23 protein-coding genes are annotated in these 24454 nt (G+C 65.9%); 15 read left to right on the forward strand and 8 right to left on the reverse strand.

The features are described from left to right. Nucleotides 1–74 precede the first annotated feature (74 nt). Nucleotides 75–419: a pentapeptide repeat-containing protein gene (locus tag CAFEA_RS11280; protein WP_049358518.1), complete on the reverse strand. Its 345-nt coding sequence runs from the start codon at nt 417–419 to the stop codon at nt 75–77. Nucleotides 420–899: 480 nt separating this feature from the next. On the opposite strand from CAFEA_RS11280, the gene CAFEA_RS03410 reads away from it, so the two are divergent. Beyond that, nucleotides 900–1520 carry a cation efflux transmembrane domain-containing protein gene (locus CAFEA_RS03410; protein ID WP_253704995.1) on the forward strand — a complete coding sequence of 207 codons (621 nt, stop codon included), beginning with the start codon at nt 900–902 and terminating at the stop codon, nt 1518–1520. Nucleotides 1521–1538: 18 nt separating this feature from the next. Here CAFEA_RS03410 and CAFEA_RS03415 read toward each other — a convergent pair whose 3' ends face one another. Then, nucleotides 1539–2162, reverse strand: a complete 624-nt coding sequence (locus tag CAFEA_RS03415) for a DNA-3-methyladenine glycosylase I (RefSeq protein ID WP_063938275.1) — start codon at nt 2160–2162, stop codon at nt 1539–1541. 52 nt (nt 2163–2214) lie between these two features. On the opposite strand from CAFEA_RS03415, the gene CAFEA_RS03420 reads away from it, so the two are divergent. Both CAFEA_RS03420 and CAFEA_RS03425 read left to right on the forward strand, forming a co-directional pair. Then, nucleotides 2215–2622, forward strand: a complete 408-nt coding sequence (locus tag CAFEA_RS03420) for a DoxX family protein (RefSeq protein WP_063938277.1) — start codon at nt 2215–2217, stop codon at nt 2620–2622. After that, the gene (locus CAFEA_RS03425; protein ID WP_063938279.1) at nt 2615–3244 is read left to right on the forward strand and encodes a zf-HC2 domain-containing protein; all 630 of its coding nucleotides are present in this window, start codon (nt 2615–2617) and stop codon (nt 3242–3244) included. The genes CAFEA_RS03420 and CAFEA_RS03425 overlap by 8 nt, the downstream gene beginning before the upstream one ends. Here CAFEA_RS03425 and pmt read toward each other — a convergent pair whose 3' ends face one another. Further along, on the reverse strand, nt 3245–4891 hold the full coding sequence (gene pmt, locus CAFEA_RS03430) for a protein O-mannosyltransferase (RefSeq protein WP_063938281.1): 1647 nt from the start codon (nt 4889–4891) through the stop codon (nt 3245–3247). Nucleotides 4892–4931: 40 nt separating this feature from the next. Here pmt and rsmI point away from each other — a divergent pair, with 40 nt between their 5' ends. From rsmI to metG, 3 genes are all read left to right on the forward strand, one after another. After that, on the forward strand, nt 4932–5792 hold the full coding sequence (gene rsmI / locus CAFEA_RS03435; RefSeq protein WP_063938283.1) for a 16S rRNA (cytidine(1402)-2'-O)-methyltransferase: 861 nt from the start codon (nt 4932–4934) through the stop codon (nt 5790–5792). 105 nt (nt 5793–5897) lie between these two features. Then, nucleotides 5898–7703, forward strand: a complete 1806-nt coding sequence (locus tag CAFEA_RS03440; RefSeq protein WP_034999505.1) for a BCCT family transporter — start codon at nt 5898–5900, stop codon at nt 7701–7703. Between the two features lie 84 nt (nt 7704–7787). Then, nucleotides 7788–9632: a methionine--tRNA ligase gene (gene metG, locus CAFEA_RS03445; RefSeq protein ID WP_063938285.1), complete on the forward strand. Its 1845-nt coding sequence runs from the start codon at nt 7788–7790 to the stop codon at nt 9630–9632. Between the two features lie 135 nt (nt 9633–9767). Here the strand turns inward: metG and CAFEA_RS03450 are convergent, their stop codons facing one another. Continuing rightward, nucleotides 9768–10160 (reverse strand): DUF3806 domain-containing protein, encoded by a 393-nt coding sequence (locus CAFEA_RS03450; protein WP_063938287.1) that lies wholly within the window; start codon nt 10158–10160, stop codon nt 9768–9770. 12 nt (nt 10161–10172) lie between these two features. Between CAFEA_RS03450 and CAFEA_RS03455 the strand changes: the two genes are divergently transcribed. From CAFEA_RS03455 to CAFEA_RS03495, 9 genes are all read left to right on the forward strand, one after another. Then, on the forward strand, nt 10173–11009 hold the full coding sequence (locus CAFEA_RS03455) for a TatD family hydrolase (RefSeq protein ID WP_063938288.1): 837 nt from the start codon (nt 10173–10175) through the stop codon (nt 11007–11009). A gap of 99 nt (nt 11010–11108) precedes the next feature. Beyond that, entirely contained in the window at nt 11109–12248 is a 1140-nt protein-coding gene (locus CAFEA_RS03460) for a resuscitation-promoting factor (RefSeq protein WP_063938291.1), read from the forward strand. Beyond that, complete coding sequence (gene rsmA / locus CAFEA_RS03465; protein WP_063938293.1) at nt 12249–13103, forward strand: 16S rRNA (adenine(1518)-N(6)/adenine(1519)-N(6))-dimethyltransferase RsmA; 855 nt, start codon at nt 12249–12251, stop codon at nt 13101–13103. It abuts the gene before it with no gap. Further along, entirely contained in the window at nt 13093–14040 is a 948-nt protein-coding gene (locus CAFEA_RS03470) for a 4-(cytidine 5'-diphospho)-2-C-methyl-D-erythritol kinase (RefSeq protein WP_063938295.1), read from the forward strand. The genes rsmA and CAFEA_RS03470 overlap by 11 nt, the downstream gene beginning before the upstream one ends. Nucleotides 14041–14085: 45 nt before the next feature. Continuing rightward, nucleotides 14086–15876, forward strand: coding sequence for an ABC-F family ATP-binding cassette domain-containing protein (locus tag CAFEA_RS03475; RefSeq protein ID WP_063938450.1), 1791 nt, complete (start codon nt 14086–14088; stop codon nt 15874–15876). 10 nt (nt 15877–15886) lie between these two features. Continuing rightward, the gene (locus tag CAFEA_RS03480) at nt 15887–16210 is read left to right on the forward strand and encodes a putative quinol monooxygenase (RefSeq protein ID WP_034999517.1); all 324 of its coding nucleotides are present in this window, start codon (nt 15887–15889) and stop codon (nt 16208–16210) included. A gap of 183 nt (nt 16211–16393) precedes the next feature. After that, nucleotides 16394–17563, forward strand: a complete 1170-nt coding sequence (locus CAFEA_RS03485) for an NRAMP family divalent metal transporter (RefSeq protein WP_063938297.1) — start codon at nt 16394–16396, stop codon at nt 17561–17563. Between the two features lie 9 nt (nt 17564–17572). Continuing rightward, nucleotides 17573–18352: a putative hydro-lyase gene (locus tag CAFEA_RS03490; protein ID WP_063938299.1), complete on the forward strand. Its 780-nt coding sequence runs from the start codon at nt 17573–17575 to the stop codon at nt 18350–18352. Nucleotides 18353–18455: 103 nt separating this feature from the next. Further along, nucleotides 18456–19535 carry an HNH endonuclease signature motif containing protein gene (locus tag CAFEA_RS03495; protein ID WP_063938301.1) on the forward strand — a complete coding sequence of 360 codons (1080 nt, stop codon included), beginning with the start codon at nt 18456–18458 and terminating at the stop codon, nt 19533–19535. 53 nt (nt 19536–19588) lie between these two features. Here CAFEA_RS03495 and CAFEA_RS03500 read toward each other — a convergent pair whose 3' ends face one another. The 4 genes from CAFEA_RS03500 to CAFEA_RS03515 are packed head-to-tail and all read right to left on the reverse strand — an operon-like array spanning nt 19589 to nt 24345. After that, nucleotides 19589–21337 (reverse strand): ATP-binding protein, encoded by a 1749-nt coding sequence (locus CAFEA_RS03500; protein ID WP_063938302.1) that lies wholly within the window; start codon nt 21335–21337, stop codon nt 19589–19591. A 3-nt stretch (nt 21338–21340) separates the two neighbouring features. After that, the gene (locus CAFEA_RS03505; RefSeq protein ID WP_063938304.1) at nt 21341–22894 is read right to left on the reverse strand and encodes a 5-oxoprolinase subunit B/C family protein; all 1554 of its coding nucleotides are present in this window, start codon (nt 22892–22894) and stop codon (nt 21341–21343) included. Continuing rightward, nucleotides 22891–23646: a LamB/YcsF family protein gene (locus tag CAFEA_RS03510; RefSeq protein ID WP_063938306.1), complete on the reverse strand. Its 756-nt coding sequence runs from the start codon at nt 23644–23646 to the stop codon at nt 22891–22893. Before CAFEA_RS03510 ends, CAFEA_RS03505 begins: the two co-directional genes overlap by 4 nt. Nucleotides 23647–23706: 60 nt before the next feature. After that, nucleotides 23707–24345: a GntR family transcriptional regulator gene (locus CAFEA_RS03515; RefSeq protein ID WP_063938308.1), complete on the reverse strand. Its 639-nt coding sequence runs from the start codon at nt 24343–24345 to the stop codon at nt 23707–23709. Between the last annotated feature and the right edge of the window lie 109 nt (nt 24346–24454).

Here is a 24454-nt window from a genome sequence, read left to right on the forward strand (position 1 = left end):
CCCCATCGCGGTAGCTATGCGTTTTTCAACGCCCGATACACCGTAGGGCTTGAACGGAATTCATGTAGGCGCAATCAGGGGCTATAAAGTATCGCATTACTTGCATCCAAACCTGTACATTCAGAGAATTGCCTTGGACTGGCGGTAACAGGTACCAGATATGCGTTCGTAAAATTCGCGCGCGTTAATGTCGCTCCACGAAGGTCTGACTCGCTAAGAATTGCGTTCGTAAAATCTGCGTCGGTGAAATCTGCCGATTTCAAGTTAGCCCATGCCACCATGGAGCCGCGAAACGAGCATCCTTTGCATATGCTTCCTTCGAGATTGATATCCGTCAGGTCATAGTTGGACATATCTTTCCCGGAAATGTCTTTCCCAGCGAGCTCCGTGGCCCACGATTGAGGCATCGTTTTGTACATTTGCTATTTAATCTGCGGTGAATTGATAATCCATTGCGGGCAACGGCCTTGGTAGTCAAGACAGTGGGTGGTTGCAACAGCACCATCTTATCGGGGTGTGTGCCCTTGACTGCCGCGTCTGGTGCGCGCCGGATGCCGCAGAGGTAGTGGATGGTGCCGTCTGCCTCCTCGTGGTGGATGATGTGGCGCAGTGGGGTGCGCTCCTCGGGTGCCCGCCGCGCCGGGCTGGTAGTGGTTTTTGGGGAAAGCATGGGGTGCTCCTCGGGTCGGTTTTCGGTGCGATAAGCAACAGTTACGCAACAGATGCGGGCTCAATGGTTGTAAATAGTGCGTCTACCGGCGGGTTAATGGTTATCGTCGTGGAGCCCCCTTAGCTCCACTTGATTGCGGGACCCGGTCGAATACGGCCGGGTCCCGTTACGTTTTGCCGATCGGCAAAGCTGCCTCCCGTTGAAACTCAGGCATAAAGGAGCAGCTGAAGTGGAAGATTCGTTGGGCGCGCAGAAGATCCGTCGCGCGGTGCTGATTGTGGCGCTGTTGAACCTGGCCTACTTCTTCGTGGAGTTTGCCGGTGCGGTGGCCATTGGGTCGGCGTCCCTGTTCGCGGACTCCGCCGACTTTCTCGAGGACACCGCGATCAACCTGCTGGTGTTCTTCGCCGTGGCGTGGCCGGCCGCGCGCCGTCGCACCGCGGGTAGCGTGCTCGCAGCGCTGATCCTCATCCCGGCGGTGGCTGCGATTGTCACCGTCGTCACCAAGATCATGAACCCGGTCGCACCGTCGCCGGAGGGCCTGACCGGCATCGCGGTCGGTGCCCTGGTAGTCAACGTGATCTGCGCGATCCTGCTGATGCAGCTGCGCGGCGAAGGTTCCTCGCTTGCCACCGGCGCCTGGCTGGCTGCGCGCAACGACGCGCTGGCCAACCTGCTCATCATCGCCGCCGGACTGCTCACCTTCGTGTGGGAGACCGCCTGGTTCGACATCGTCGTCGGCGCTATCATCGCCGCGATCAATCTCTCCGCCGCCAAGGAAGTCTGGGAGGCATCCCGCGAGGAGCACGACTCTGTCGAGGACGCCTTCGCGGACATGGATGACGATTAAACGCCGCCTAGACGCCGCTTAAGCCCACACTCCGGACGCACCGCGGCGCCAGGTGCCCACCAGGTTGGTGTCGACGATGCCGGTGGATTCCATCAGCGCGTACATGGTCACCGGCCCCACGAAGGTGAAGCCGCGCTTCTTCAAGTCCTTCGCCAGTTGCTCGGACTCGGCCGAGCGAGTCGGCACCTCCGCCATGGTACGCGGCACTGGGGTGTGCTCCGGCTGGTAGGACCACACGAACTCGCCCAGGTGCGTGCCCTGTTCCCGCAGGTCAAGCGTTGCCTGGGCGTTTTTCACTGCTGCTTCGAGTTTGCGCCGGTTGCGGATCAAGGAAGCGTCGTCAAGCAAATGCTCGATGCTCATCCCCGCGACCTCCTCCGGGTTAAAACCGCGGAACGCCGCGCGCAGCGCCTCGCGCTTTTGCAGGATCAGACGCCACGACAACCCCACCTGGAAGCCCTCGAGGCAGACGCGCTCGAACATGCCTTGCTCGTCGGTGACGGGCATGCCCCATTCGGTGTCGTAGTACTCGCGCAAAAGCGGGTCGGCGGCGGCCCACGGCGGGCGGGCTCGCCCGTCGTCGCCGATGACGGGCCAGCCGGATTCGGGATCGGTCTCTGGTGTGGTGCGAAAATCAGTCATACGTATTGGACTCAGTTCTACCCCGTTTGGTTCCACGGGTACGCTAATCGGCATGAATAGGCCCGCCGTCCGCGACTTTGCGCTGCTTGTACTCCGGCTCGTGCTGGGCGCGGTGTTTGTGGCGCACGGCTACAACCACTGGTTCGAGATGGGCATGGCCGAAACCGGCCGCCAGTTCGCGGCGCTCGGGGTGCCGCAACCACAGCTGTCTGCCTACCTCACCGGCACCGTCGAGCTCATCGGCGGCGCGTTTTTGGCAGTGGGGCTCTTAACCACGATCACCGCGTCGCTCCTCGCCCTTATCGTTTTAGCCGCCGGGTACTTCGTGCACCTGGGCAACGGCTTTTTCATCGAGGCCGGGGGAGTGGAGTACGTGCTCGTGCTCGCCGCCGCGCTGTTTATCATCACCGTCTTCGGCACCGGCCGTGCCAGCCTGGACGGGGTGCTCACGCGTGGTTAGCCACGAGGAGGTCCAGGCGGCGCTGTCCGCGCGAATCGACGGCGAGAAGGCTGAACTCGACGACGCCATCGTCGACGCCCACGTGTCCGGTTGCGCGGAGTGCCGGGCGTTTTTGGACCGTAGCCTGGCCCTGTCCCAGTCACTCGGTGGGGACAGTGCAATGGCTCCGCCGCAGGACCTGTCTGCCGCGATCCTCGCGGGCGTGGACAACGAGTGGCGCCGCTTCGCCCGCCGCCGCGAACTCGGCATGGGCGTGGGGCGCCTGCTGCTCGGCGTTATGGCCGTGGTGTGGGTGTTGTGGGCCGTGCGCCTGATCCTCTCCGGCGGAGAGGAGCCGGTCGTGGCGTCCGCCGCGTCCGTTCGCTTCGGCGTGGCGCTGGCGCTGGGCTTTACTGCCTGGCGCCCGCAGCAGATCCCGGGCGTGGTGCTCATTGTGGGCACGATGTTCACCTTCACCGTCGGGTTCGCGGTGCGCGATTTCGTGCTGGGTACCGGCGCGTTCGAGCTCGCCGGGGTGCTCATCCCGCTGCTGAGCTTGGTGGCCCTGGTGTGGACCTGGGTGGCCGACCGGGGTGGAGCGTGGCGCCGGGCGTGGCAGATGCTCGACGCCCGGCCGTACTAGCTACTTCCAGCTGGGCAGCCACATGATGGATTCGTACCAGGCGTCCGGGATCTTAAAGCCGTAGAGGATGGGCGACCAGTAGATGAAGCTGGCCACCACCAGAGCGATGTAGACCGCGGCGGCGAGCTGGCCCCAGCGCATCTCAAAGCCTGCGACCTTGTTCACCCAGGACCACGTCACGGGCCGGCCCTTCTTGGCCAGGTTGCCCAACGCCAAGGCCAGCAGCACAGCGGTAAACGGCACCAGGGCGGCGGCGTAGAAGAAGTACATCTGGCGGTCGAAGGCGGCCAGCCATGGCAGGAAGCCGGCGGCGAACGCGATCACCGGCACGATGACGCGGAAGTCCTTGCGGGTCAGCCAGACCCAGCACGCCCACAGCAGCACCGGCACGGTCAGCCACCAGATGGCGGGGGTGCCGAACATGTAGATCATCTCGCGGCACTTGCCGTCGCCGGGCGCAATGGAGCACTCGAGGTCGGTGGCGGAGTAGTAGAGGATCGGGCGCGCCGAAACCAGCCAGGCCCACGGCTTGGAATCCCAGGGGTGGGAGTGGCCGGAGGACGACGTCAGCGAGGCGTGAAAGTTCAGCACCGAGAAGTGGTAGTAGAACCAGCCGGCGATCGGCTCGGGCAGGTTAGCCAGCCAGGGCCAGTCGGAGCCGGCGATGGTGCCGTCTGTAAGCGAGTGGCGGTACACGGAGGTCTCAGAGGCGAACCAGGCGCGCCAGGACCACAGGTACAACACGGCGGGGATGAGCACGATGGAGGCGAGGGCCGACGGGACGTCGCGAAGCAGGGTGCCCGAGATCGGCTTCTCCACGCCGTAGCGGCGGCGCAGGAACAGGTCCCAGAACGACGACAGCAGGCCGAAGAACATGATGTAGTACAGGCCGGACCACTTCACTGAGAGTGTCAGACCGAGCAGCACGCCGGTGGCGAAGCGCCACCAGCGAAAGCCCATGCGCGGGCCGAACGGGCCCGCGTCCTCGAGCTTGCCGGCCAGCCACGCGTCGTGCCAGCGGTGGTGCACCTCGCGCATGTCGCCGGCCAGGGTCCACGCCGCCATCACCACGAACAGCACCTGGAAGACGTCGAGCATGCCGAATTTGGCGGAGACCAGCAGGACGCCGTCGAAAAGCGCGATGATGCCCGCGATGATCGCAATGTTGGTGGACTGGCTCAGGCGCCGCGCGAGCAGGAACACGAACACGATCACAGCAGTGCCGAACAGGCCGGTCATGAGGCGCCAGCCGAGTGGGGAGTAGCCGAAGAGGAGCTCGCCCAGCGCGAGCAGCTGCTTGCCCAGCGGGGGGTGCACAACCAGCCCGTAGCCGGGGTTGGACTCGATGCCGCCCAAGACCGGGTTGAACCAGCTTTCCACCATGTCCCATGCCTGCGGTGCGTAGTGCTTCTCGTCGAAGACGGGGGTGCCGGAGCTGGTCGGTTGCACTAGCCCGATAAAGCGGGTGAGCAGCGCCAGCACGCCGATGACGGAGGCGGCGATAGTGTCGCGGCGAGTCCACGGCACAGTCACGGGTGCCTCGGGGGCAGGCTGGGCGGGCCGCAGGGAACGCGTGGTATCTGGTGCCGCCTCGTCGGCGTCAGACGGCGGTCCGGCGGGGTTCGGGGTGCTCGTGGTAGTGGTCACGACGCAAGATATTAGCGCCTTGGGCGTAAGCTCCCGTGGTATGTCCGCCGAGCAAGACAACCTGACACAGAACCTCCCGGCCGGAGTTGTGCTCGCGGCCACCCCGCTTGGTAACGCGGCAGATGCGTCGCCACGGCTGGCGCAAGCGCTCGCGGCCGCGGACGTGATCGCCGCAGAAGACACACGCCGCACGCGCGCGCTCGCCGCGGCGCTCGGCGTGGAAGTCGCTGGGCGGGTGGTGTCCAACTTCGACCACAACGAAGAATCGAGGGTGCGGGAGCTTCTCGACGCCGCACGCGCCGGCACCGTCGTCGTTGTCACCGACGCTGGCATGCCGCTGGTGTCCGACCCCGGCCACTCCATCGTCGCCGCCGCCCACGACGCCGGCATCCCCGTCACTTGCATCCCGGGCCCCTCCGCGGTCACCACGGCCCTGGCGTTGTCGGGGCTTAACGTGGGCCACTTCATCTTCGACGGCTTCGCGCCCCGGAAGACCGGCGCGCGCCGCGCGTGGTTGGAAACACTCGTGCACGAGCGCCGCGCCGTGTGCTGCTTCGAGTCGCCGCACCGCATTGAGCAGTTGCTTATCGACGCCGCGGACGTTCTCGGCCCCGAACGCCGCGCCGCGGTGTGCCGCGAGCTGACCAAGACGTACGAGGAGGTCAAGCGCGGCACGCTGGGGGAGCTTGCCGAGTGGGCTGCCGACGGGGTGCGCGGGGAGATCACGCTGGTGATCGAAGGTGGCACCGGGCAGCAGGCCGAGCCCGAGGACTTAGTCGATCTGGTTTTGGAGCTGGTCGACGGAGGCCAGCGCATGAAAGATGCGGCGAAACAGGTGGCGAAGCAGTACGGAGTGAAGGTCAGAGACCTCTATGCTGCCGCGTTGGATGCGCGAAGCTGACGTCGATAAGCAATAGTTCCCTGCGCGCGAGCTAGCACAATGGTGTGATCTGCGCTAGCCTGCTTGGGTTCTTGAAAACCCCTGAAAATTTGCGAGGAGAACTATATGTCTCAGCGTGATCTCCAAAGGGATCCCCACGATCCTGATGTGGAGCCGCGGAGTACGGATCCCATCAAGACTGCAAAATCTTCCGCAGTTGGCGAGATCGCCGCACTGCTGCGCGCAGACCGCGACGGCGCGCAACCCGATTACACAGACCCTGAGGAAAGCGTCGTTAGCGAAGCCGACGCAGATGACGCCCCGATCAACTGGGGCATCGTCATTCCTCTGGCAGTGATTGTCGCGGCGATCGTCGGCTGGGGCCTTGCCGCGCCCGACAACTTCTCCAACTTTGCGGACAGGGCGTTCGGCTGGGTCATTGACAACCTGGGCTGGGCCTTCGTCCTCGGCGGCACCATCTTCGTCGCCTTCGTCATCGTCATCGCGGCGTCGAACTTCGGCACCATCCGCCTCGGCACCGCCGACGAACGCCCAGAGTTTAAGACAACATCGTGGATCGCCATGATGTTCGCCGCCGGCATGGGCATCGGCCTGATGTTCTACGGCGCTGCCGAGCCGCTGGCGATGTACCTCGACGGTGTGCCGGGCCACGACGAGCACGAAGTCGGCACCGCGATGGCGCAGACCATGTTCCACTGGACGCTGCACCCGTGGGCCGTCTACGCCATCATCGGCCTGGCTATCGCGTACTCGACGTTCCGCCTCGGCCGCAAGCAGCTGTTGTCCAGCGCGTTCATCCCGCTGATCGGCGAGAAAGCAGCCAACGGCTGGCTGGGCAAGCTCATCGACGCCTTCGCCGTCTTCGCCACCATCTTCGGCACCGCCTGCTCCCTGGGCCTCGGCGCGCTGCAGATCAGCTCCGGCCTGGAAGCCTCCGGTTTCGTGGAGAACCCGTCCAACAAGCTGATCATCGGCATCGTGGCTGTGCTCACCCTGGCGTTTTTGCTGTCCGCAATGTCGGGCGTGTCCAAGGGCATCCAGTGGCTGTCCAACACGAACATGGTCGTTGCCGCAATCCTGGCGATCTTCGTGTTCGTGTTCGGCCCGACCGTGGCGCAGCTGAACATGCTGCCGACCGCTGTTGGTAACTACCTGCAGAACTTCTTCGAAATGGCTGCGCGCACCGCTGAGAGCCAGGACGGCGAGGCCGGCGAGTTCCTCTCCGGCTGGACCATCTTCTACTGGGCTTGGTGGATTTCCTGGTCCCCGTTCGTGGGCACCTTCCTGGCGCGCATTTCCCGCGGCCGCACCGTGCGCGAGTTCTGCCTCGGCGTGATGCTGGTTCCGGCTGGCCTGTCCACCGTGTGGTTCGCCATCTTCGGCGGCACCGCTATCAAGATGGAGCAGGCTGGCGAGTCCATCGTCGGCGGCGGCTCCAACGAAGAGCAGCTGTTCAACCTGCTGCACTCGATGCCGGGAGGCTACGTTATGGGCGTGTTTGCCCTGATCCTTCTGGGCACCTTCTTCATCACCTCGGCGGACTCCGCGTCCACCGTGATGGCGTCTATGACCCAGTCCGGTAAGACCGAGGCGAAGCCGTGGCTCGCCGCAATGTGGGGCCTGGCCACCGCATTCGTCGGCCTGACGCTTCTGATCTCCGGTGGCTCGGACGCGCTGAACTCGCTGCAGTCCGTGACCATCGTGGCCGCAACTCCGTTCTTGATCATCCTGATCGTGCTGATGTTCGCGATTGTCAAGGACATGTCCAACGACACGATCTACCTGGACAAGAAGGAGCAGGAGCGCTTCAACCGTCAACTGGCTATCGAGCGTCGCATGCACCGCGATCAGCAGCAGCTGGAAGAGCGCAAGGCGCAGGTGAAGAAAATGCTCAATCCGCGTTCGCGCTAGGAGCTTTCGCTTTTCGACGAACTAAAGTTGCGGCCCCGCCAAGCAGTGCAGTGCTTGACGGGGCCATAACTTATGCTGTGAGCCATGACTTCTTCCGAGACCAACAACAACGTTCTTGTGTGCGTTGCGTGGCCGTACGCCAACGGCCCGCGCCACATTGGCCACGTCGCCGGCTTCGGCGTGCCGTCCGATGTCTTCGCCCGCTACCAGCGAATGACGGGCAAGAACGTGCTCATGGTCTCCGGCACCGACGAGCACGGCACCCCGCTTTTGGTGCAGGCCGATAAGGAAGGCGTGACCGTCAAGGAGCTGGCGGACCGCTACAACAAGCAGATTGTGGAGGACCTGGCGGGCCTGGGTCTGTCCTACGACCTGTTCACCCGCACCACCACCCGCAACCACTACGCGGTGGTGCAGGAGCTGTTCCGCGGCCTGAACGAAAACGGCTACATGATTCGGGAGACCACCCAGGGCGCGATTTCCCCGTCGACGGGCCGCACGCTTCCGGACCGCTACATTGAGGGCACCTGCCCGATCTGCGGCGCCACCGACGCCCGCGGCGACCAGTGCGACACCTGCGGCAACCAGCTCGACCCGGCGGACCTGATCAACCCGGTGTCCAAGATCAACGGCGAGACCCCGGAGTTCATCGAGACCGAGCACTTCATGCTCGACCTGCCCGCGCTGCACGACGCGCTGGAGCAGTGGCTTTCCACCCGCGAGGACTGGCGCCCGAACGTGCTGAAGTTCTCCCTGAACCTGCTGGAGGACATGCGCCCGCGCGCCATGACCCGCGACATTGACTGGGGTATCCCGATCCCGGTGGAAGACTGGCAGGACAACCCGTCGAAGAAGCTCTACGTCTGGTTCGACGCCGTCGTTGGCTACCTGTCTGCATCGATTGAGTGGGCGCACCGCTCCGGCAACCCGGAGGCGTGGAAGGACTTCTGGCAGGACCCGGCCACCGAGGGCTACTACTTCATGGGCAAGGACAACATCACCTTCCACTCCCAGATTTGGCCGGCGGAGCTGCTCGGATACGCGGGCAAGGGCGCCAACGGCGGCACGGTCCGCGAGCTCGGCGAGCTGAACCTGCCCACCGAGGTCGTCTCCTCCGAGTTCCTCACCATGTCCGGCTCCAAGTTCTCCTCGTCCAAGGGCGTGGTCATCTACGTCAAGGACTTCCTCGCCGAGTTCGGCCCGGACCCGTTGCGTTACTTCATCGCCGTGGCCGGCCCGGAGAACAACGACACGGACTTCACCTGGGACGAGTTTGTCCGCCGCGTGAACAACGAGCTGGCGAACGGCTGGGGCAACCTGGTCAACCGCACCGTGTCCATGGCGCACAAGAACTTCGGCCAGGTCCCAGCACCCGGCCCGCTCGAGGCGTCCGACGAGCGCATCCTCGACCTAGCGGCCGAGACCTTCACCACCGCCGGCGAGGCCCTGGGCAAGGCGCACTTCAAGTCCGCGATCACGAAGATCATGCACGTCGTTGGCGAGGCCAACGCCTACATCGCCGAGCAGGAGCCGTGGAAGCTGGCCAAGGACGACTCCCAGCGCGAGCGCCTGGCTACCGTGCTGTGGACCGCGCTGCAGGTCGTCTCCGACTGCAATGCCATGCTCACCCCGTTCTTGCCGTACACCGCGCAGAAGGTCCACGAGACTTTGGGCCGCACCGGCATCTGGGCCGCCGAGCCGCGCGTCGAGGAGGTCGGGGACGACGAGGAGTTCAACCTCGTCGGCGCTGGCCTGCCGGAGAAGGGCCAGACCTACCTGACCATCACCGGCGACTACTCCCAGCAGCAGGCCGAGTGGAAGCGCGTGGACGTCACCCCGGGCACGGAGCTGTCCAAGCCGCAGCCGCTGATTGCCAAGCTGGACCCGGAGCTGGGTGAGACCGGCCCGGAGTGGGCGCCGGTGCAGTAGCCCCGCGCGGCACCATTTCCGCTAAACCCAGCTAGTAGGATCCAGCTATTCTGCCCCAGGGGGTCAATAGCTGGGCCCTACTAGCTGGATCCGCGCTTTTGGGGCGCGGGTGCCGGACGCAGCGCGGCGGGGTGCTCACAAGAACTGCCCCAGGAACTTGGTCAGGGTGCCGGGCTCCTCGTCCTCGAAGCGCTGGTCCACCACCACGAGCGGGGCGGTGTATTTCTCGCCCGCGCTGCCGACGTCTTTGGCGACGACGAGGTCGGTGCCGTAGTCGTCGATAAGCAATTGCCACTGAAACCCCTCCCGCACGAGCGCCTGTCCGAGCGCGGTGCCGTAGAGGCGCGCGGTGTCGCCGCGGGGGAACGCGCGGCGCACGTCCGGCGGGAGCGCGAGGTAGTCGGCGAGTTCGGCTTCGAAGGACTCCACGATGTCCGCGGGCGAGCCGTTGATGCCGCGGCCGGCGGCTTCGGCGAGGTCCGCCTCGATTTGGGTGGTGGTGGCTGAGTCGATGTCTTCAAATGCCATAGGGTGCATCGTATGAGCAAAAAGAAACCGCGTCCCACACCCGTGCCCGCCGAGCCGATCGCCGGGCTAATCGACGCCCACACGCACCTCGCGTCCTGTGGCGCACGCACCAAGGATGAGGTGGACGCGTTCGTCGAACGCGCCCTATCCGCCGGCGTTGAGCGCATCTGCACCGTCGGCGACGGCCTCGAGGAAGCGGAGCTCGCGCTTCAGGCCGCCCACCTCAACGAGCGCGTGTTCGCGGCGTGCGCCATCCACCCGACGCGGGCGGACGAGCTTGACTGCGACGCTCGCGCCCGCCTGATCGAGATGGCCGCCGACGAGCGTTGCGTGGCGGTGGGCGAGACCGGCATCGACACCTACTGGCTAAAGCACGACGCGGAGGGCACCGCACCGCTAGAGGTGCAGGAGGAGGCGTTTCGCTGGCACATCGACTTAGCCTGCGAGACGGGCAAGGCGCTGATGATCCACAACCGCGAGGGCGACGCCGACATGATGCGCATTCTCGATAGCGCGCCGCGGCCTAAGCACGTGATCCTGCACTGCTTCTCCTCGCCGTTGGATGTGGCGCGCGAGGCGATTGAACGCGGCTATGTGCTCAGTTTCGCCGGCAACGTGACGTTCAAGCGCAACGATCACCTGCGCGAGGCGGCGGCGCTGGCGCGAGTGGGGCAGCTGCTGGTGGAAACGGACGCGCCGTACATGACGCCCGAGCCGTACCGCGGGGCGAAAAACGAGCCGGCGTTGATCGGGCATACGGCGAAGGTTGTGGCGCAAGCGCGCGGCATGGAAGTGGCCGATGTGGCGCGTGAGATTGCAGAGACGTTTTCGCGGGTCTACGGGGTGTGACCTGGCACGTCCGTCCTTGAAACCCCGCGGGCGTTACCGTATCGTTACCCGGGTTATTAGCTGAAGCACTTTCAGCTGAGCCGACCCGTGAGGAAACACATGTCCCGTCAGATCAAGCGGATCAACCCGAAAAGCACCGCCACCAAGCGCGCCGTCGCCGGCACCGTCGCCGGCGCCGTCCTGGTCGGCGGCGCGGGCACGGCACTCGCCACCCAGAAGCAAGTCACCGTCGACGTCAACGGCGAGGAAACCAATGTGCGCACCTACGCCTCCGACGTGGCAGGCGCGCTTTCTTCCGCCGGTGTCGATGTCGCGCCGGACGACCTGGTCTACCCGGCGCCGGGGGAGGAGCTGTCCAGCGGCGACACCGTCACCGTGCGCACCGCGAAGCCGGTTGCCGTGGTCATCGACGGTGTTGCACAGGAGATCACGTCCACCGCCGGCACCGTCGGCGAGCTGATCGAGCAAGCCGGCGTGGCCGGACACTCCGCTGTGGACGTGGACCGCGACCAGCCGATCACCCACGGCATGAACCTGGACGTGACCACCCCGAAGATCGTCGCGCTGCGCGACGGCGGGAACCTGACCTACGTCTCAGCCGCCGCGAAGACCGTCGGTGACCTGCTTGCCGCCCGCGGCGTCACCTTCGACACCGACGACCGACTCAACGCCGCGCTCACCGACGCCATCGAGCCGGGCATGGAGATCGTGCTCGACCGCGTCAGCACCGTGGACCGCCCGGAGACCGTCGTCGTCGAGGCCCCGGCTGAGTACGTCGACGACGACTCGCTCGAGGAAGGCACCGAGGAGGTCCGCGAAAAGGGCGAACAGGGCGAGACCGAGGTCATCCACCGCACCGTCACCGTCAACGGCAAGGTCGAGTCCGAAGGCGTCGCTGAGGAAAAGGAAGTGAAGAAGGCCAAGCCGGCCCTGATCGCCCGCGGCACCAAGCAGGCCGGCAACACCGGCGCGGCCGCCCCCGCGGTGGCCTCCGGCAGCGTCTGGGATTCGCTTGCGCAGTGCGAATCCGGCGGCAACTGGGCCATCAACACCGGCAACGGTTTCTACGGCGGCCTGCAGTTCACCCCGTCCACCTGGGCGGGCCACGGCGGCACCGCGTACGCGCCGAGCGCGAACCTGGCCACCCGCGAGCAGCAGATTGCCATCGCCGAGCGCGTCCAGGCATCCCAGGGCTGGGGCGCTTGGCCGGCCTGCACCGCCCGCCTGGGTATCCGCTAGATGGCGGGGGCGCAACTCCTCGGGCCAGCCGAGATCCGCGACCTCGCCGCCGAGCTGGATGTCACGCCGACGAAGAAGCTGGGGCAGAACTTCCTGCACGACCCCAACACCGTGCGCCGCATCGTCGCGGCCGCGGATCTTTCTGCCGACGACCACGTCGTGGAGGTCGGGCCGGGCCTCGGCTCGCTCACCCTGGGGCTGATCGACACCGCCGCGAGTGTGACCGCGCTCGAGATCGACCCGCGCCTGGCCGGGCGCCTGTCCACCACCGTGGAGACGTTCGCCCCGCAGTACGCCGAGCGGCTGTCCGTGATCAACACCGACGCGCTGAAGGTCGCCCGCGCCGACTTTGACGTCGCGCCGACCGCGCTGGTGGCGAATTTGCCCTACAACGTCTCGGTTCCGGTGCTGCTGCATTTGTTGGCGTCGTTGCCGTCGATACGCAGGGTGCTCGTGATGGTGCAAAAGGAAGTTGCCGACCGCCTCGCTGCCCAACCCGGCTCGAAGACCTACGGCGTGCCCAGCGTCAAGGCCGCGTTCTACGGCGACGTCTCGCGCGCCGGCACGATTGGCAAGCACGTGTTCTGGCCGGCACCGAACATCGAGTCGGGGCTGGTGCGCATCGACGTCGCGGCCGACGCCCCACGCGAGCTTCGCGACACTATCTTCCCGCTGGTGGACGCCGCATTCGCCCAGCGCCGCAAGACGCTGCGCTCCACTCTGGCCGGCATCTACGGCTCGGCCGCGGCCGCCGAGGACGCGTTGCGCGCCGCCGGCATCGACCCGGGCCTGCGCGGCGAGAAGCTCACCGTCGCAGACTTCATCCGCCTGGGGGAGGCCCGCCATGGTGCGTGAGATCGTCGCCTCCGCGCCGGGCAAGGTCAATCTGCACCTCGGCGTCGGTGAGGCGCGCACGGACGGCTACCACGACCTGGTCAGCGTTTTCCACGCGGTGGACCGGCGCGAGGTGGTGCGATTGCTTCTCGACGGCGACCCCGTAGCCGGCCCAGCAGTCGAGTCCATGCACACCACGTTTTTCGTGGACGAGCCGGACGAGGACATCGACGGGCCGAACAACCTGGCGTGGCGCGCCGTCGAGGCCGTGGTGGCGCGCGCGGGCGTGGCGGTGCCGCGCGTGCGCATCGAGGTGGACAAGCACGTCTTCGTCGCCGGCGGCATGGCGGGCGGCTCCGCCGACGCGGCCGCCGCGCTGGTAGCGGCCAACGCGCTGGTGGCGCAGTTCGGCGAGCCGTTGCCGGACGAGGCGCTGCACGAGATCGCGGCGTCGCTCGGCGCGGACGTGCCCTTTTCGCTCATGGGCGGCACGGCGCTCGGCACAGGCCGCGGCGACGAGCTGGTCGAGATGCTCTCGCGCGGCCGGCTGCACTGGGTGTTCATCAACCCCAAGATCGGTATCAACACTTCGGGAGCGTTCTCGCTTCTCGACGACCTCCGGCACGGCAACCCCGCCCTCGTGCCGCATTTGGACGCCACCGAGCTGTCCCAGGCGCTGACCTCCGGCGACGTGGCGCGCGTCGCTGCGGCGCTGCACAACGACCTGGAGGCGCCCGCGTTGTCGATGCGGCCGGTGCTCAAGCGCGTGCTCGGTGTAGCCGCAGAGGCTGGCCGCCGTGCCGTCGTCTCCGGGTCCGGCCCCACCGTGGCCGTGCTCTGCGATGATGCCAACGCCGCGCGGTTCGCCGCTGAGCACTTGGCGGAGCAGTTCGACGGCTACGAGGTCTTCGTCGCCGAAGGCCCCGACCACGGCGCGGTGGTGGGGAAGGTGGGTTAACCGGAGGCGTCGTTACGCGTGCGCCTGCGTAAGATTGCAAGCCATATGGCTAACCTGATCAACCTGGAAAACGTCTCCAAAACCTGGGTGCTGAAAACGCTTCTCGACGGGGTCTCGCTCGGCGTGCAGACCGGTGAGCGCATCGGCATCGTCGGCGTCAACGGCGGCGGCAAAACCACCCTGCTGGAAGTGCTCACCGGCATCGAGCCGCCGGACGCAGGGCGCGTCTCGCACACCTCGGATCTGCGCATGGCGGTGGTGACGCAGCGGTTCACACTGGATAGCGCGCTCACGGTCGGCCAGGCCGTCGTCGAGCCGCTGGGCCTGCAGACCTTCGAATGGGCCTCCAACGCCCGCGTGCGCGAGGTGCTCCAAGGCACCGGTGTGGCGGAGCTTGGCCTGGACACCCCGGTGGGGCAGCTCTCCGGCGGCGAGCGGCGCCGCGTCAACCTCGCCGCCGCGCTCGTGCAGGACCTGGACCTGGTGGTGCTGGACGAGCCGACCAACCACCTCGACGTCGAAGGTGTGCAATGGCTTGCCGACCACCTGCTCTCGCGCAAAGTCGCGGTCGTGGTGGTCACCCACGACCGCTGGTTCCTCGACACCGTAGCCACGCTGACGTGGGAGGTGCATGACGGCACGGTCGATGTCTACGAGGGCGGCTACAACGACTGGACCTTCGCGCGCGCCGAGCGCGCCCGCCAGGCCGACGCCATCGAGCAGCGCCGCCAGAACCTCGCCCGCAAGGAGCTGGCGTGGCTGCGCCGCGGCGCACCGGCGCGCACCTCCAAGCCGCGCTACCGCATCGAGGCCGCCGAAGCCCTGATCAAGGACGTCCCGCCGCCGCGCGACACCGTCGAACTCATGGCCTTTTCCAAGCAGCGCCAGGGCCGCGTGGTCATCGAGCTCGAAGACGCGCGCATCGACGCCCCCGACGGCCGCACCCTGGTCGACCACCTCACCTGGCGCCTCGCGCCGGGCGAGCGCATCGGCCTGGTCGGTGTGAACGGCTCGGGCAAAACCACCCTGCTGCGAACCCTGGCCGGCGAGTACCCGCTCGCAGCCGGCAAACGCATCGAGGGGCAAACCACCCGCATTGGCTGGCTGCGCCAAGAACTCGACGACCTCGACCCGGAGCGCCGCGTCATCGACGCCGTCGAGGATGTGGCCACCTACATCTCCCTCGGCAAGAAGGAGCTGTCCGCCTCCCAGCTCGCCGAACGCCTCGGCTTCTCGCCGAAGCGCCAACGCACCCCTGTGCGCGACCTCTCCGGCGGCGAGCGCCGCCGCCTCCAACTCACCCGCGTGCTCATGAGCGAGCCGAACGTTTTGCTTCTCGACGAGCCCACGAACGACCTCGACATCGACACCCTCCAAGAGCTGGAAAACCTCCTCGACTCCTGGCCCGGCACCCTGGTGGTTATCTCCCACGACCGCTACCTGATTGAGCGCATCGCCGACAACACCTACGCGCTGTTCGGCGACGGCAAGCTGACCAACCTGCCCGGCGGCATCCAGCAGTACTTGGACACCCGCGCCGACCAGGCCCGCACTGCCGGCGTGCTGGATCTGGGGGAGGGGAAACCGGAGGGCGTCGAGAAGCAAATGAGCTCCCAACAAGAGCGCGAACTGCATAAGAAGATGAAGGCCCTCGAGCGCAAAATCGCCAAGGAAAACGAGCGGGCGGAAGCACTCGAAACCGAAATCGCCGAGCTTTCCGAAGCCGGCGAATTCGACACCATCGGCGCCAAAACCAAAGAGCTCAACGCCGTGAAGGACGCCCGCGAGGAGCTCGAGATGGAATGGCTCGAACTCGGCGAACAGCTCGAAGGCTAGGGTGGGGCGCATGATTTTGATCAACGTGCGATTCAAGCCCCTGCCCGAACACGTCGACAACTTCCGCGAACTGGTCAAGGACTTCACCGACGCCTCCCGCGCCGAAGAAGGCAACATCTTCTTCGACTGGTACCGCAACGAAGACAACCCCGACGAATACCTGCTCATCGAGGCATTCCAAGACGACGCCGCCGAAGCCCACGTCAACTCCGACCACTTCAAGGCCGCCCAGGAATTCTTCCCCACGATCCTCAAAGAGACCCCCACCATCATCAACACCCTCATCGAAGGCAAGACCGAGTGGGACCAGATGGCGGAGTTCAAGGTCTCCTAGGGGTAACCCCAGAGGGGCGCAATGTTTCCTGGAGCGCATTCATGGCTTAATATCTCCCCCGTCACATTTTCCTAGAACGTGAAAGGGGTGTCCCCAGTGACCGCTCCAGATCCGACCCAGAGTGGGTCCACCGCGGCCGACGTGCCCGCGAAACCACCAGCCGCGGCGAGGGGGATCGGCCCCATGATCGGCGCCATCTTCCTCATGGCCACCTCGGCCATCGGCCCAGGATTCCTCACCCAAACATCCGTCTTCACCGTGAAGATGGGCGCAGCGCTCGCCTTCGCGATCCTGCTGTCCATCGTCATCGACATCGCCGTGCAACTCAACGTCTGGCGCATCCTCGGCGTATCCGGCCTGCGCGCCAGCGAACTCGCCAACAAGGTGGTGCCCGGCCTCGGCTGGGCACTCGCGGTGCTCGTCGGCGTCGGCGGCTTCATCTTCAACATCGGCAACGTCGCCGGCACGGGCCTCGGCCTGCAGGCACTCGCCGGCATTGAACCGCGCATCGGCGGCGCCATCTCCGCCGTCATCGCCCTGGTGGTGTTCCTGTCAAAGCGCGCCGGCGCCGCACTCGACGTCATCGTCGGCATCCTCGGCGCGATGATGATCCTGCTCATGCTGTATGTCGCCATCTCCTCGAACCCGCCGGTGGCGGAGGCCATGCGGCAGACGGTCGCGCCTGAGGCGATCGACTTCAACGTCATCACCATCCTCATCGGCGGAACCGTCGGCGGATACATCGTGTTCGCCGGCGTACACCGCCTCATCGACGCAGGCCACACCGGGCCGGAAAACATCGATTACCTCACCCGGTCCTCGGTCACCGGCATCATCGTCACCGGCATCATGCGCGTGCTGCTGTTCCTCGCGGTGCTCGGCGTGGTGGCCACCGGTGTCACGTTGTCCAAGGACAACACTGCCGCCGACGTGTTCTACCAGGCCGCCGGCGAGTTCGGCCGCCGCGCGTTCGGCCTCGTGCTGTGGGCCGCTGGCCTGTCCTCGGTGATCGGCGCGTCGTTTACCTCCGTGTCGTTTATGACCAAGCAGGGCTTCGACCCGAAGAAGCGCACGATGTTCACCGTCGCGTTTATTGTCGCCTCCGCCGCGATCTTCCTCGCGCTCGGCGGCACCCCGCCGCAGAAGGTGCTGCTGTTCGCCGGCGCGTTCAACGGCTTGATCCTCCCGATCGGTTTCGCGGTGGTGCTCTTCGCCGGCATCTTCCGCCGAGACCTGTTGCGCGGCTACAAGCCGCCGGCGTGGATGCTCACGATCGGTGTGCTCGTGCTGGTGCTCACGCTGTACATGGGTTGGAGCTCCATTAGCAAGCTTCCGGAGATTATCTCGATGTAGCGTTGAGGCATGTACGCCTCCTACACCCCAGCGCAAGCCCGCGCGTTGTTCCGCACCACGGATGTGGCGACAACGGCGGGCTTTTCCGCTGGCTTCGCCCAGGCCAATCTGATCGCGCTGGATCGGAAGTACGCGTTCGATTTCTTGTTGTTCGCGCAGCGCAACCCGAAGCCGTGCCCGCTGCTCGGGGTGTTAGAGCCGGGCGAAGTTTCCTCGCCGCTGCTTGCGGGTGGCGATATCCGCACCGACATTCCGTCCTACCGGGTGTTTTCGCACGGCTCGCTTATCGACGAACCAACGGATGCCACCGCCTACTGGACCGAGAACACCGTCGCATTTGTCATCGGGTGCTCCTTCACCTTCGAACAGGCATTGCTAGACAACAATGTGCCGGTCGCCCACATCGAACAGGGGGTGAACGTGCCGATGTATCTGACCAACATCGACTGCGAACCTGCCGGGGTATTCAGCGGGAAGATGGTGGTCTCCATGCGTCCCATCCCGGCGAACTTGGTGTCGGACGCGGTGCGGATCACCTCGCGCTACCCGGCGGTGCACGGAGCGCCGGTGCACGTGGGGGAGCCGGGGCTAATCGGCATCGACGACCTGGCCGCGCCCGATTTCGGCGACGATGTAGACATCCCAGCAGGTTGGGTGCCGGTGTTCTGGGCGTGTGGGGTCACGCCGCAGTCGATCGTGATGCATTCGAAACCGGAGCTGGCAATCTGCCATTCGCCGGGCAAGATGCTCATCACCGACGTGCGGGACGTGGCGTACCAGGTTCCCTAAAGGTCCCGGCTGTGGACAACTTTGGTGCTTTTTGAAGCGGGTTATCCACAGTTTCTGGTTGTGGGGGTTGTGTGGGGTTGCGTTGGGTTTAGGGTCTGTGGCCATGAACTCGTTCGACGCATTCATCCAGGCGATGTCCGCAGTATCCATGGAGACACTGCGGCACTTCGACCTGCCGGTTGCCCTTGCTGCCGGGATGGCGCCGGATCGGGCGCGTGCGTGGGATCAGATGCAGGACGTCTACTACGGGACAACGAAATTCACCCGCAAGCAATCGGAGGCTGTGCAGAAAGCCCGCGGGTTCTCCCTCGACGAACTCGGACTGATCGAACGTCGCATCAGCGGAGTGAAAGATGCCGGCGAGCGGTGGCGGCTGCGGCTAGAACTGTTGGATGTCACCGGCGGGTACCGCGCGATCGAACGCGCCGCACGAGAGATCGTGCCCCGCGAGGACAATGCCCCGACAAAGAAACAGGTGGCGTTCTCGGCGCCGAGAAACGGGCGGGCGCGCATCACCATCGACACCACCGACCGCAAAGCAGCCGACTTAGAGCATCGCCTGCGGCAAGGCATCGACGCCACGCTGCCGGCGGCGGCGCAGATGGAGGAGGCGTTCTGGCGCATCGTCGAAGGTAAGGCTGGCGGGGTGGTCGCCGCCGCGCCACGGCCGATTGTGATGGTGCCGATCACCGAGCACGCACGCATCATGGCGGGTGACGGCGACGACGTCATCCTGACGCTGACTGACGGCACCATCATGACGGGTGCGGAGTACCTCCAGCAAGAGTTCGGCGAGGCACTCGAGGTCGCAGCCTTCCACCCCGAGGAAGGCGCGGTGAACCTCTACGACACCGAGCGCTTCGCCAACCAGAAACAGCGCGATCTTGCCTGCATGGTCTCACCCGTGTGCGCGTTCCCCGGCTGCCGCCACGGGGCGTACGGGTCGGAGATTCATCACGTGACAGCGTGGAAACACGGCGGGCTGACCAACATGAACAACCTGGTGCCGCTATGCAGGTATCACAACCGGATCAACGACGATGACCCCTGGCGCACCAAACGCGGCCGCATCGCCATGATCAGGGGCGCACCCTGGTGGATCTCACCCCGCGGGTACCACATCAAAAACACCGACCGCGGAGCACTCGAGCAGCTCTTCGGCCCCCGAAGAGCAGGCCCCTAGACAACGCGAAACGCCGCCGCCCAACAACGGACGACGGCGTAACACCCGCGCGCCTAGGAAATCGTCGCGATGGTGGCGTTCGCCTTGACGCGCTCGCCCTGTTGTGCGGCGAGGGAGATCTGCCCGTCTCGAGGCGCTTTGATCTGCGATTCCATTTTCATGGCCTCGACTGTGGCGATCGCGTCGCCCTTGGAGACAACGTCGCCGTCGGCGACCAACCATTCAACGATGGTGGCTTCGTACTTCGACGTCACGGCTCCTGCTTCGTCGCTGGCCGGGCCAGCTGTTTCGGCCGGGGCCGTGGCCGCGCCGCCGCCGAGCATGGCGACGGGGAAGCCGATGGTGTGCAGTCGGCCGTCGATTTCCACGACGACGTCGCGGCGCTCGTCGTAGATGTGCTCGATGTCGACGCCGTTGTGTTTCTGCGACGGTGAGTAGTTGTGGTCGACCCAGTCGGTGTAGACGTCGAGGCTCTCACCGGTGATTTCGGGCGCGTCGACCATGTCGCGGTGGAACGGCAGCACGGTGCGCACGCCTTCGATGACGAACTCGCTGAGCGCCTGCTTTGCGCGGGCGAGGGCGGTGTCGCGGTCGGGTCCCCAGACTACGAGTTTGCCCATGAGCGAGTCGTAGTACGGCGGGATTTGTCCGCCGGTGCGAACGCCGGTGTCGATGCGCACGCCTGGTCCGGTCGGCACGTCGAAGCGCGTCGCCGTGCCGGGCGAGGGGGCGAAGCCGTTGGTGACATCTTCGGCGTTGATGCGGAACTCAAAAGCATGACCGCTTATCGACGGGTCGATCCCGTTGCCGCCGTTGCTCTTCGAGTCGACGAAGGAAAGGGGCAACCCATCCGCGATCCGGAACTGCTCGGCGATGATGTCCACGCCGGTGACGGCCTCGGTGATGGGGTGCTCGACCTGGACGCGGGTGTTGACCTCCAAAAACGACACGGTGCCGTCTTCGGAGACGATGTATTCGACGGTGCCGGCGGACTGGTAGTTCGCCTTGCGGATGATTTCGCGGGCGCCTTCTTCGATGGCGCTGCGCTGCTCGTCGGTGAGGAACGGGGCGGGGGCTTCCTCGATGAGTTTTTGGAAGCGGCGCTGGGTGGAGCAGTCGCGGGTGCCGAGCACTGCGACGTTGCCGTGCGCGTCGGCAAGCACTTGCGCCTCGACGTGGCGCGGGTGGGTGAGGAACTTCTCCACGTAGCACTCGCCGCGGCCGAACGCCTCCTTTGCCTCGCGACCAGCGGAGGCGAAGCCTTCCTCGATGTCGGCTTCGTCGAAGACAACTTTCAGGCCGCGGCCGCCGCCGCCGAAGGCTGCCTTGATCGCGATCGGCATGCCGTGCTTGTCGGCGAAGTCGCGGGCTTCCTCCCAGGTGGACAGCGGCTCGCCGGTGCCTGGTGCGAGCGGGGCGTCAACCTCGACGGCAAGGGCGCGGGCAGAGAGTTTGTCGCCGAGTAGTTCGATGGCCTCCGGCGATGGTCCGATCCAGGTCAGGCCGGCCTGCTCGACGGTGCGGGCGAAGTCGGCGTTTTCGGACAGGAACCCGTAGCCGGGGTGGAGGCAGTCGGCGCCGGCGCGGTGCGCGATCTCGATGAGCGCCGGGATGTTCATGTACGTCTCGGCGGAGGTCTTGCCCGGCAGCAGGTAGGCCTCGTCGGCGATCTGGGTGTGCAGCGCCCCGGTGTCCGGCTCGGAATAGACGGCGATGGAGCGGATGCCCAGATCGCGGGCGGTGCGCGCGATGCGCGCGGCGATCTCGCCGCGGTTGGCAATCAGTACGGCAGAAAGAGTCATGAATTAACCTTCCAGGGTGTAGCGCTCGAAGCGGAGTTTTCCGCCGGGCGGGAGTTGTGCGGCGATGTCGACGTCTTCATTGATCACGGTCGCGATAACAGGGTAGCCACCGGTCACGGCGTGGTCGCGCAGGAAGAGCACCGGTTGGCCGGACGGGGGGATCTGCACGGAGCCTGCGACCATGCCTTCGCTGGGCAGCTCGCCGTCGCGCGAGCGGGTCAGCGGGGCGTCGGATTCGAGGCGCAGGCCCACGCGGTTGGAGTCGCCGGTGACGGTGAAGGTGGTGGCGAAGAACCGGTCCACGGCGTCTTTATCGAACCAGTCGTCGCGGGGACCGAGGACGCAGCGCACCACGCCGACGACGTCCGCGCCGTCGCGTTCGACTCGCAGCGGGTTGGTCAAAAGCGAGTTGGCGGACTGTGGAGGGGTCAGTGACATGGCGATGGTGTCGCCGGCTGCCAGCGGTTTCGGGCCGAGCCCGGAGAGCATGTCGGTGGCCGCCGAATCCAGCTCGGTGTCGGCGATGAGCCCGCCGCGCACGGCGATGTAGGTGCGAAAACCGAGGCGCGCCGGCTTGACGACGACCTCCGCGCCCGCCGGCACAATCGTCGGGGTGGCCAGCGGCGCGGGGCGCCCGCCGACGGTGACGTCGGCGTCGGCGCCGGTAACGCAGATGACAGTCTCGGCCAGGGCGGTCATGGTCAGCCCGCCGACGTTTTCCAAAAGCGTGGCGTTGCGTTTGTTGCCCACGGCGGCGTTGGCGGTGCGGGCGGAGGCGCGGTCGGTGGACCCGGACGTGGTTACGCCCAGGTTGCCGTTGCCTTGTCGGCCGAGGTCCTGGTACAGCGTCTGCAGGCCCGCGTCGTCCAGCGTGAACACGGGGCGCCGCGGCGGTGTGGCCAGGTGCTTGCGCGCGGTCTGCGTGTCCGCGGGCAGGGTGTCCACAGCGTGGTAGTGCACGCGGTCGCCGGGGGCGACGAGCGCGGGCGGGGTGGCGGTGGAGTCCCACATCGGGGTGGCGGTGGTGCCGATGAGCTGCCAGCCGCCGGGGGAGGTGCGCGGGTAGACGGCGGAGAACTCGCCGGCGAGGGCGACAGCACCTGCGGGCACGGCGGTGCGCGGCGAGTCGCGGCGCGGGATCGTCAGCGCGCGCGAGGCGTCTTCCGGCACGCAGTAGGTGAACCCGGGGGCGAATCCGCCGAAGGCGGCGACCCAGGTGGTGGAGGTGTGCCACTCGATCAGCTCGCGCGGGCTCATGCCTAGCGACGTCGCCAGCGCGTCGACGTCCTCGCCGTCGTAGCGCACGTCGATGTCGATGTCGCGCGACGTGCCCATATCCGCAGCTGCGGGTGAATAACCGGCGAGCACGTCGACGGCGTTGGTGGTGGCGGTGGGCGAGTCGAAGGTTACGAGCACGGTGCGCGCGGCGGCGACGACGTCGGTTTGGTGCTCCAGCGGCGAGGCGGAAAGCGCCGCGTAGAAGTCCATGACAGTTTTCAGGTCGGGCAGGTCCACGATGAGGGCGCGGGTGCCGACTCGCTTTACGGGGTAGTTCACAGGACGGCCTCGATGCGGATGCCTTCGTCGGCAAGCTTGTGCACGACGCTGCGGGTCAGTTCGACGGAGCCGGGGGAGTCGCCGTGGACGCAGACCGATTCGGCCTGGACTTTGACTTCGGTGCCGTCGATGGCGGTGACGGATCCGGTGGAGGCGACCTGGAGTACCCGCTTGGCGACGGCCTCCGGGTCGTGCATGACCGCACCCGGCTCACGGCGCGACACGAGCGTGCCGTCGGGGTTGTAGCCGCGGTCAGCGAACGCTTCACGGATCACGCGCAGGCCTGCCTTTTCGGCGATGTCGACGGCGACGCCACCGGGAAGCAGCATCACGGCAAGGTCGGGGCTAAATGCTTTGATGCCGTCGATGACCGCCTTGGCGTGGGTTTCGTGGTGGACGATCGTGTTGTAGAGCGCGCCGTGGGGCTTGACGTAGCGCACGCGCATGCCGTGGACGCGGGCCAGGGCGTCGAGGGCGCCGATTTGGTAGAGCGTTTCGTCTGCGAGCTCGGCTGGGGCGTAATCGATGAAGCGGCGGCCGAAGCCGGCCGGGTCGTTGTAGGCCACGTGCGCCCCGAGGGTCACGCCGTGGGCGGCGGCATTTTTGAGGGTGCCAGCGATGGAATGGGGGTCTCCTGCGTGAAATCCGGTGGCGACGTTGGCGCTGGAGACCATCTCCAGCATGGCTGCGTCGTCAGCTACCGGGTTGCCCGCGGTGGTCTCGCCGAGGTCAGCATTGAGGTCGATGTGCATGGCCCTAGTTATACAACCTGGGTCATGTGACCTCGCACTCAGGTTTGGAAGGGGGGTGGGCTAGACGATGCCGTTGTTGATCTTCTCGATCATTTCGATGATGGCTTCCGCCTGCACCATCAGATGTTCCTGCAGGTAATCCGAGGCGCCCTGGCGGTCGCCGGACTTGACCAGTTCGACGATGTGCTCGTTGACCTCGATGAAGCGGCGGTTGAAGCTCGGGTCGTGCTCCAGAATCGGCAGTGTGGCCAGGCGGAGGAAGGCGTCGAGCTGGTCCATAGTGTCGCCGAGCGTCTTCGAGCCCATTGCGGCGAGCACGACGTGGTGGAATGCCTGGTTGACGGCGATGAACAGGTCGTCGTCTTCTTCCTCGATGGCGACGCGGGCTTCCTTGTTCAGCTCGTCGAGCCGCTCGACGTCCAAGTCTGGGCCCCACAGTAACGCCGCCGGCTCGATGGCGGCCCGGGCGCGGAAAGTGTCGGTGACGAACTCTGGCGACGGGGTGGCCAGGAAGACGCCGCGGTTGGGGATGCGTTCGCAGAGGCCTTCTGAGGTCAGCATGGCGAATGCTTCACGCAACGTGTTGCGGGAAACCCCGAAGCGCTCGGCGAGGGCTACCTCGTTGAGCTTTTGCCCGGGAGCGAATTCGCCACGTGAGATCGCGCGTCGGACCTCGGCGGAAACGTTGTGTGCAAGCATGGCATCCGTATTGAAATCAGTTGTCACCTACCATGTTTCTGCAGGTGGGTGACCACGTTGGTTAGAACTAGGGAAAGTATAACGCATTTATTGTTGAACAATGCACTGG

The organism is Corynebacterium afermentans subsp. afermentans (genome assembly GCF_030408355.1).
In the GTDB taxonomy this organism is placed as follows: Bacteria; Actinomycetota; Actinomycetes; order Mycobacteriales; family Mycobacteriaceae; genus Corynebacterium; species Corynebacterium afermentans.

Coding starts and splice junctions, on each gene's coding strand:
- CAFEA_RS03515 (WP_063938308.1), bottom strand. CDS start 24,345: ATGCTTGCACACAACGTTTCCGCCGAGGTCCGACGCGCGATCTCACGT.
- CAFEA_RS03500 (WP_063938302.1), bottom strand. CDS start 21,337: ATGACTCTTTCTGCCGTACTGATTGCCAACCGCGGCGAGATCGCCGCG.
- rsmI (WP_063938283.1), top strand. CDS start 4,932: ATGTCCGCCGAGCAAGACAACCTGACACAGAACCTCCCGGCCGGAGTT.
- CAFEA_RS03470 (WP_063938295.1), top strand. CDS start 13,093: ATGGTGCGTGAGATCGTCGCCTCCGCGCCGGGCAAGGTCAATCTGCAC.
- CAFEA_RS03415 (WP_063938275.1), bottom strand. CDS start 2,162: ATGACTGATTTTCGCACCACACCAGAGACCGATCCCGAATCCGGCTGG.
- metG (WP_063938285.1), top strand. CDS start 7,788: ATGACTTCTTCCGAGACCAACAACAACGTTCTTGTGTGCGTTGCGTGG.
- rsmA (WP_063938293.1), top strand. CDS start 12,249: ATGGCGGGGGCGCAACTCCTCGGGCCAGCCGAGATCCGCGACCTCGCC.
- CAFEA_RS03450 (WP_063938287.1), bottom strand. CDS start 10,160: ATGGCATTTGAAGACATCGACTCAGCCACCACCACCCAAATCGAGGCG.
- CAFEA_RS03510 (WP_063938306.1), bottom strand. CDS start 23,646: ATGCACATCGACCTCAATGCTGACCTCGGCGAGACCACCGCGGGCAAC.
- CAFEA_RS03495 (WP_063938301.1), top strand. CDS start 18,456: ATGAACTCGTTCGACGCATTCATCCAGGCGATGTCCGCAGTATCCATG.
- CAFEA_RS03420 (WP_063938277.1), top strand. CDS start 2,215: ATGAATAGGCCCGCCGTCCGCGACTTTGCGCTGCTTGTACTCCGGCTC.
- CAFEA_RS03460 (WP_063938291.1), top strand. CDS start 11,109: ATGTCCCGTCAGATCAAGCGGATCAACCCGAAAAGCACCGCCACCAAG.
- CAFEA_RS03490 (WP_063938299.1), top strand. CDS start 17,573: ATGTACGCCTCCTACACCCCAGCGCAAGCCCGCGCGTTGTTCCGCACC.
- CAFEA_RS11280 (WP_049358518.1), bottom strand. CDS start 419: ATGTACAAAACGATGCCTCAATCGTGGGCCACGGAGCTCGCTGGGAAA.
- CAFEA_RS03485 (WP_063938297.1), top strand. CDS start 16,394: ATGATCGGCGCCATCTTCCTCATGGCCACCTCGGCCATCGGCCCAGGA.
- CAFEA_RS03440 (WP_034999505.1), top strand. CDS start 5,898: ATGTCTCAGCGTGATCTCCAAAGGGATCCCCACGATCCTGATGTGGAG.
- CAFEA_RS03455 (WP_063938288.1), top strand. CDS start 10,173: ATGAGCAAAAAGAAACCGCGTCCCACACCCGTGCCCGCCGAGCCGATC.
- CAFEA_RS03475 (WP_063938450.1), top strand. CDS start 14,086: ATGGCTAACCTGATCAACCTGGAAAACGTCTCCAAAACCTGGGTGCTG.
- CAFEA_RS03480 (WP_034999517.1), top strand. CDS start 15,887: ATGATTTTGATCAACGTGCGATTCAAGCCCCTGCCCGAACACGTCGAC.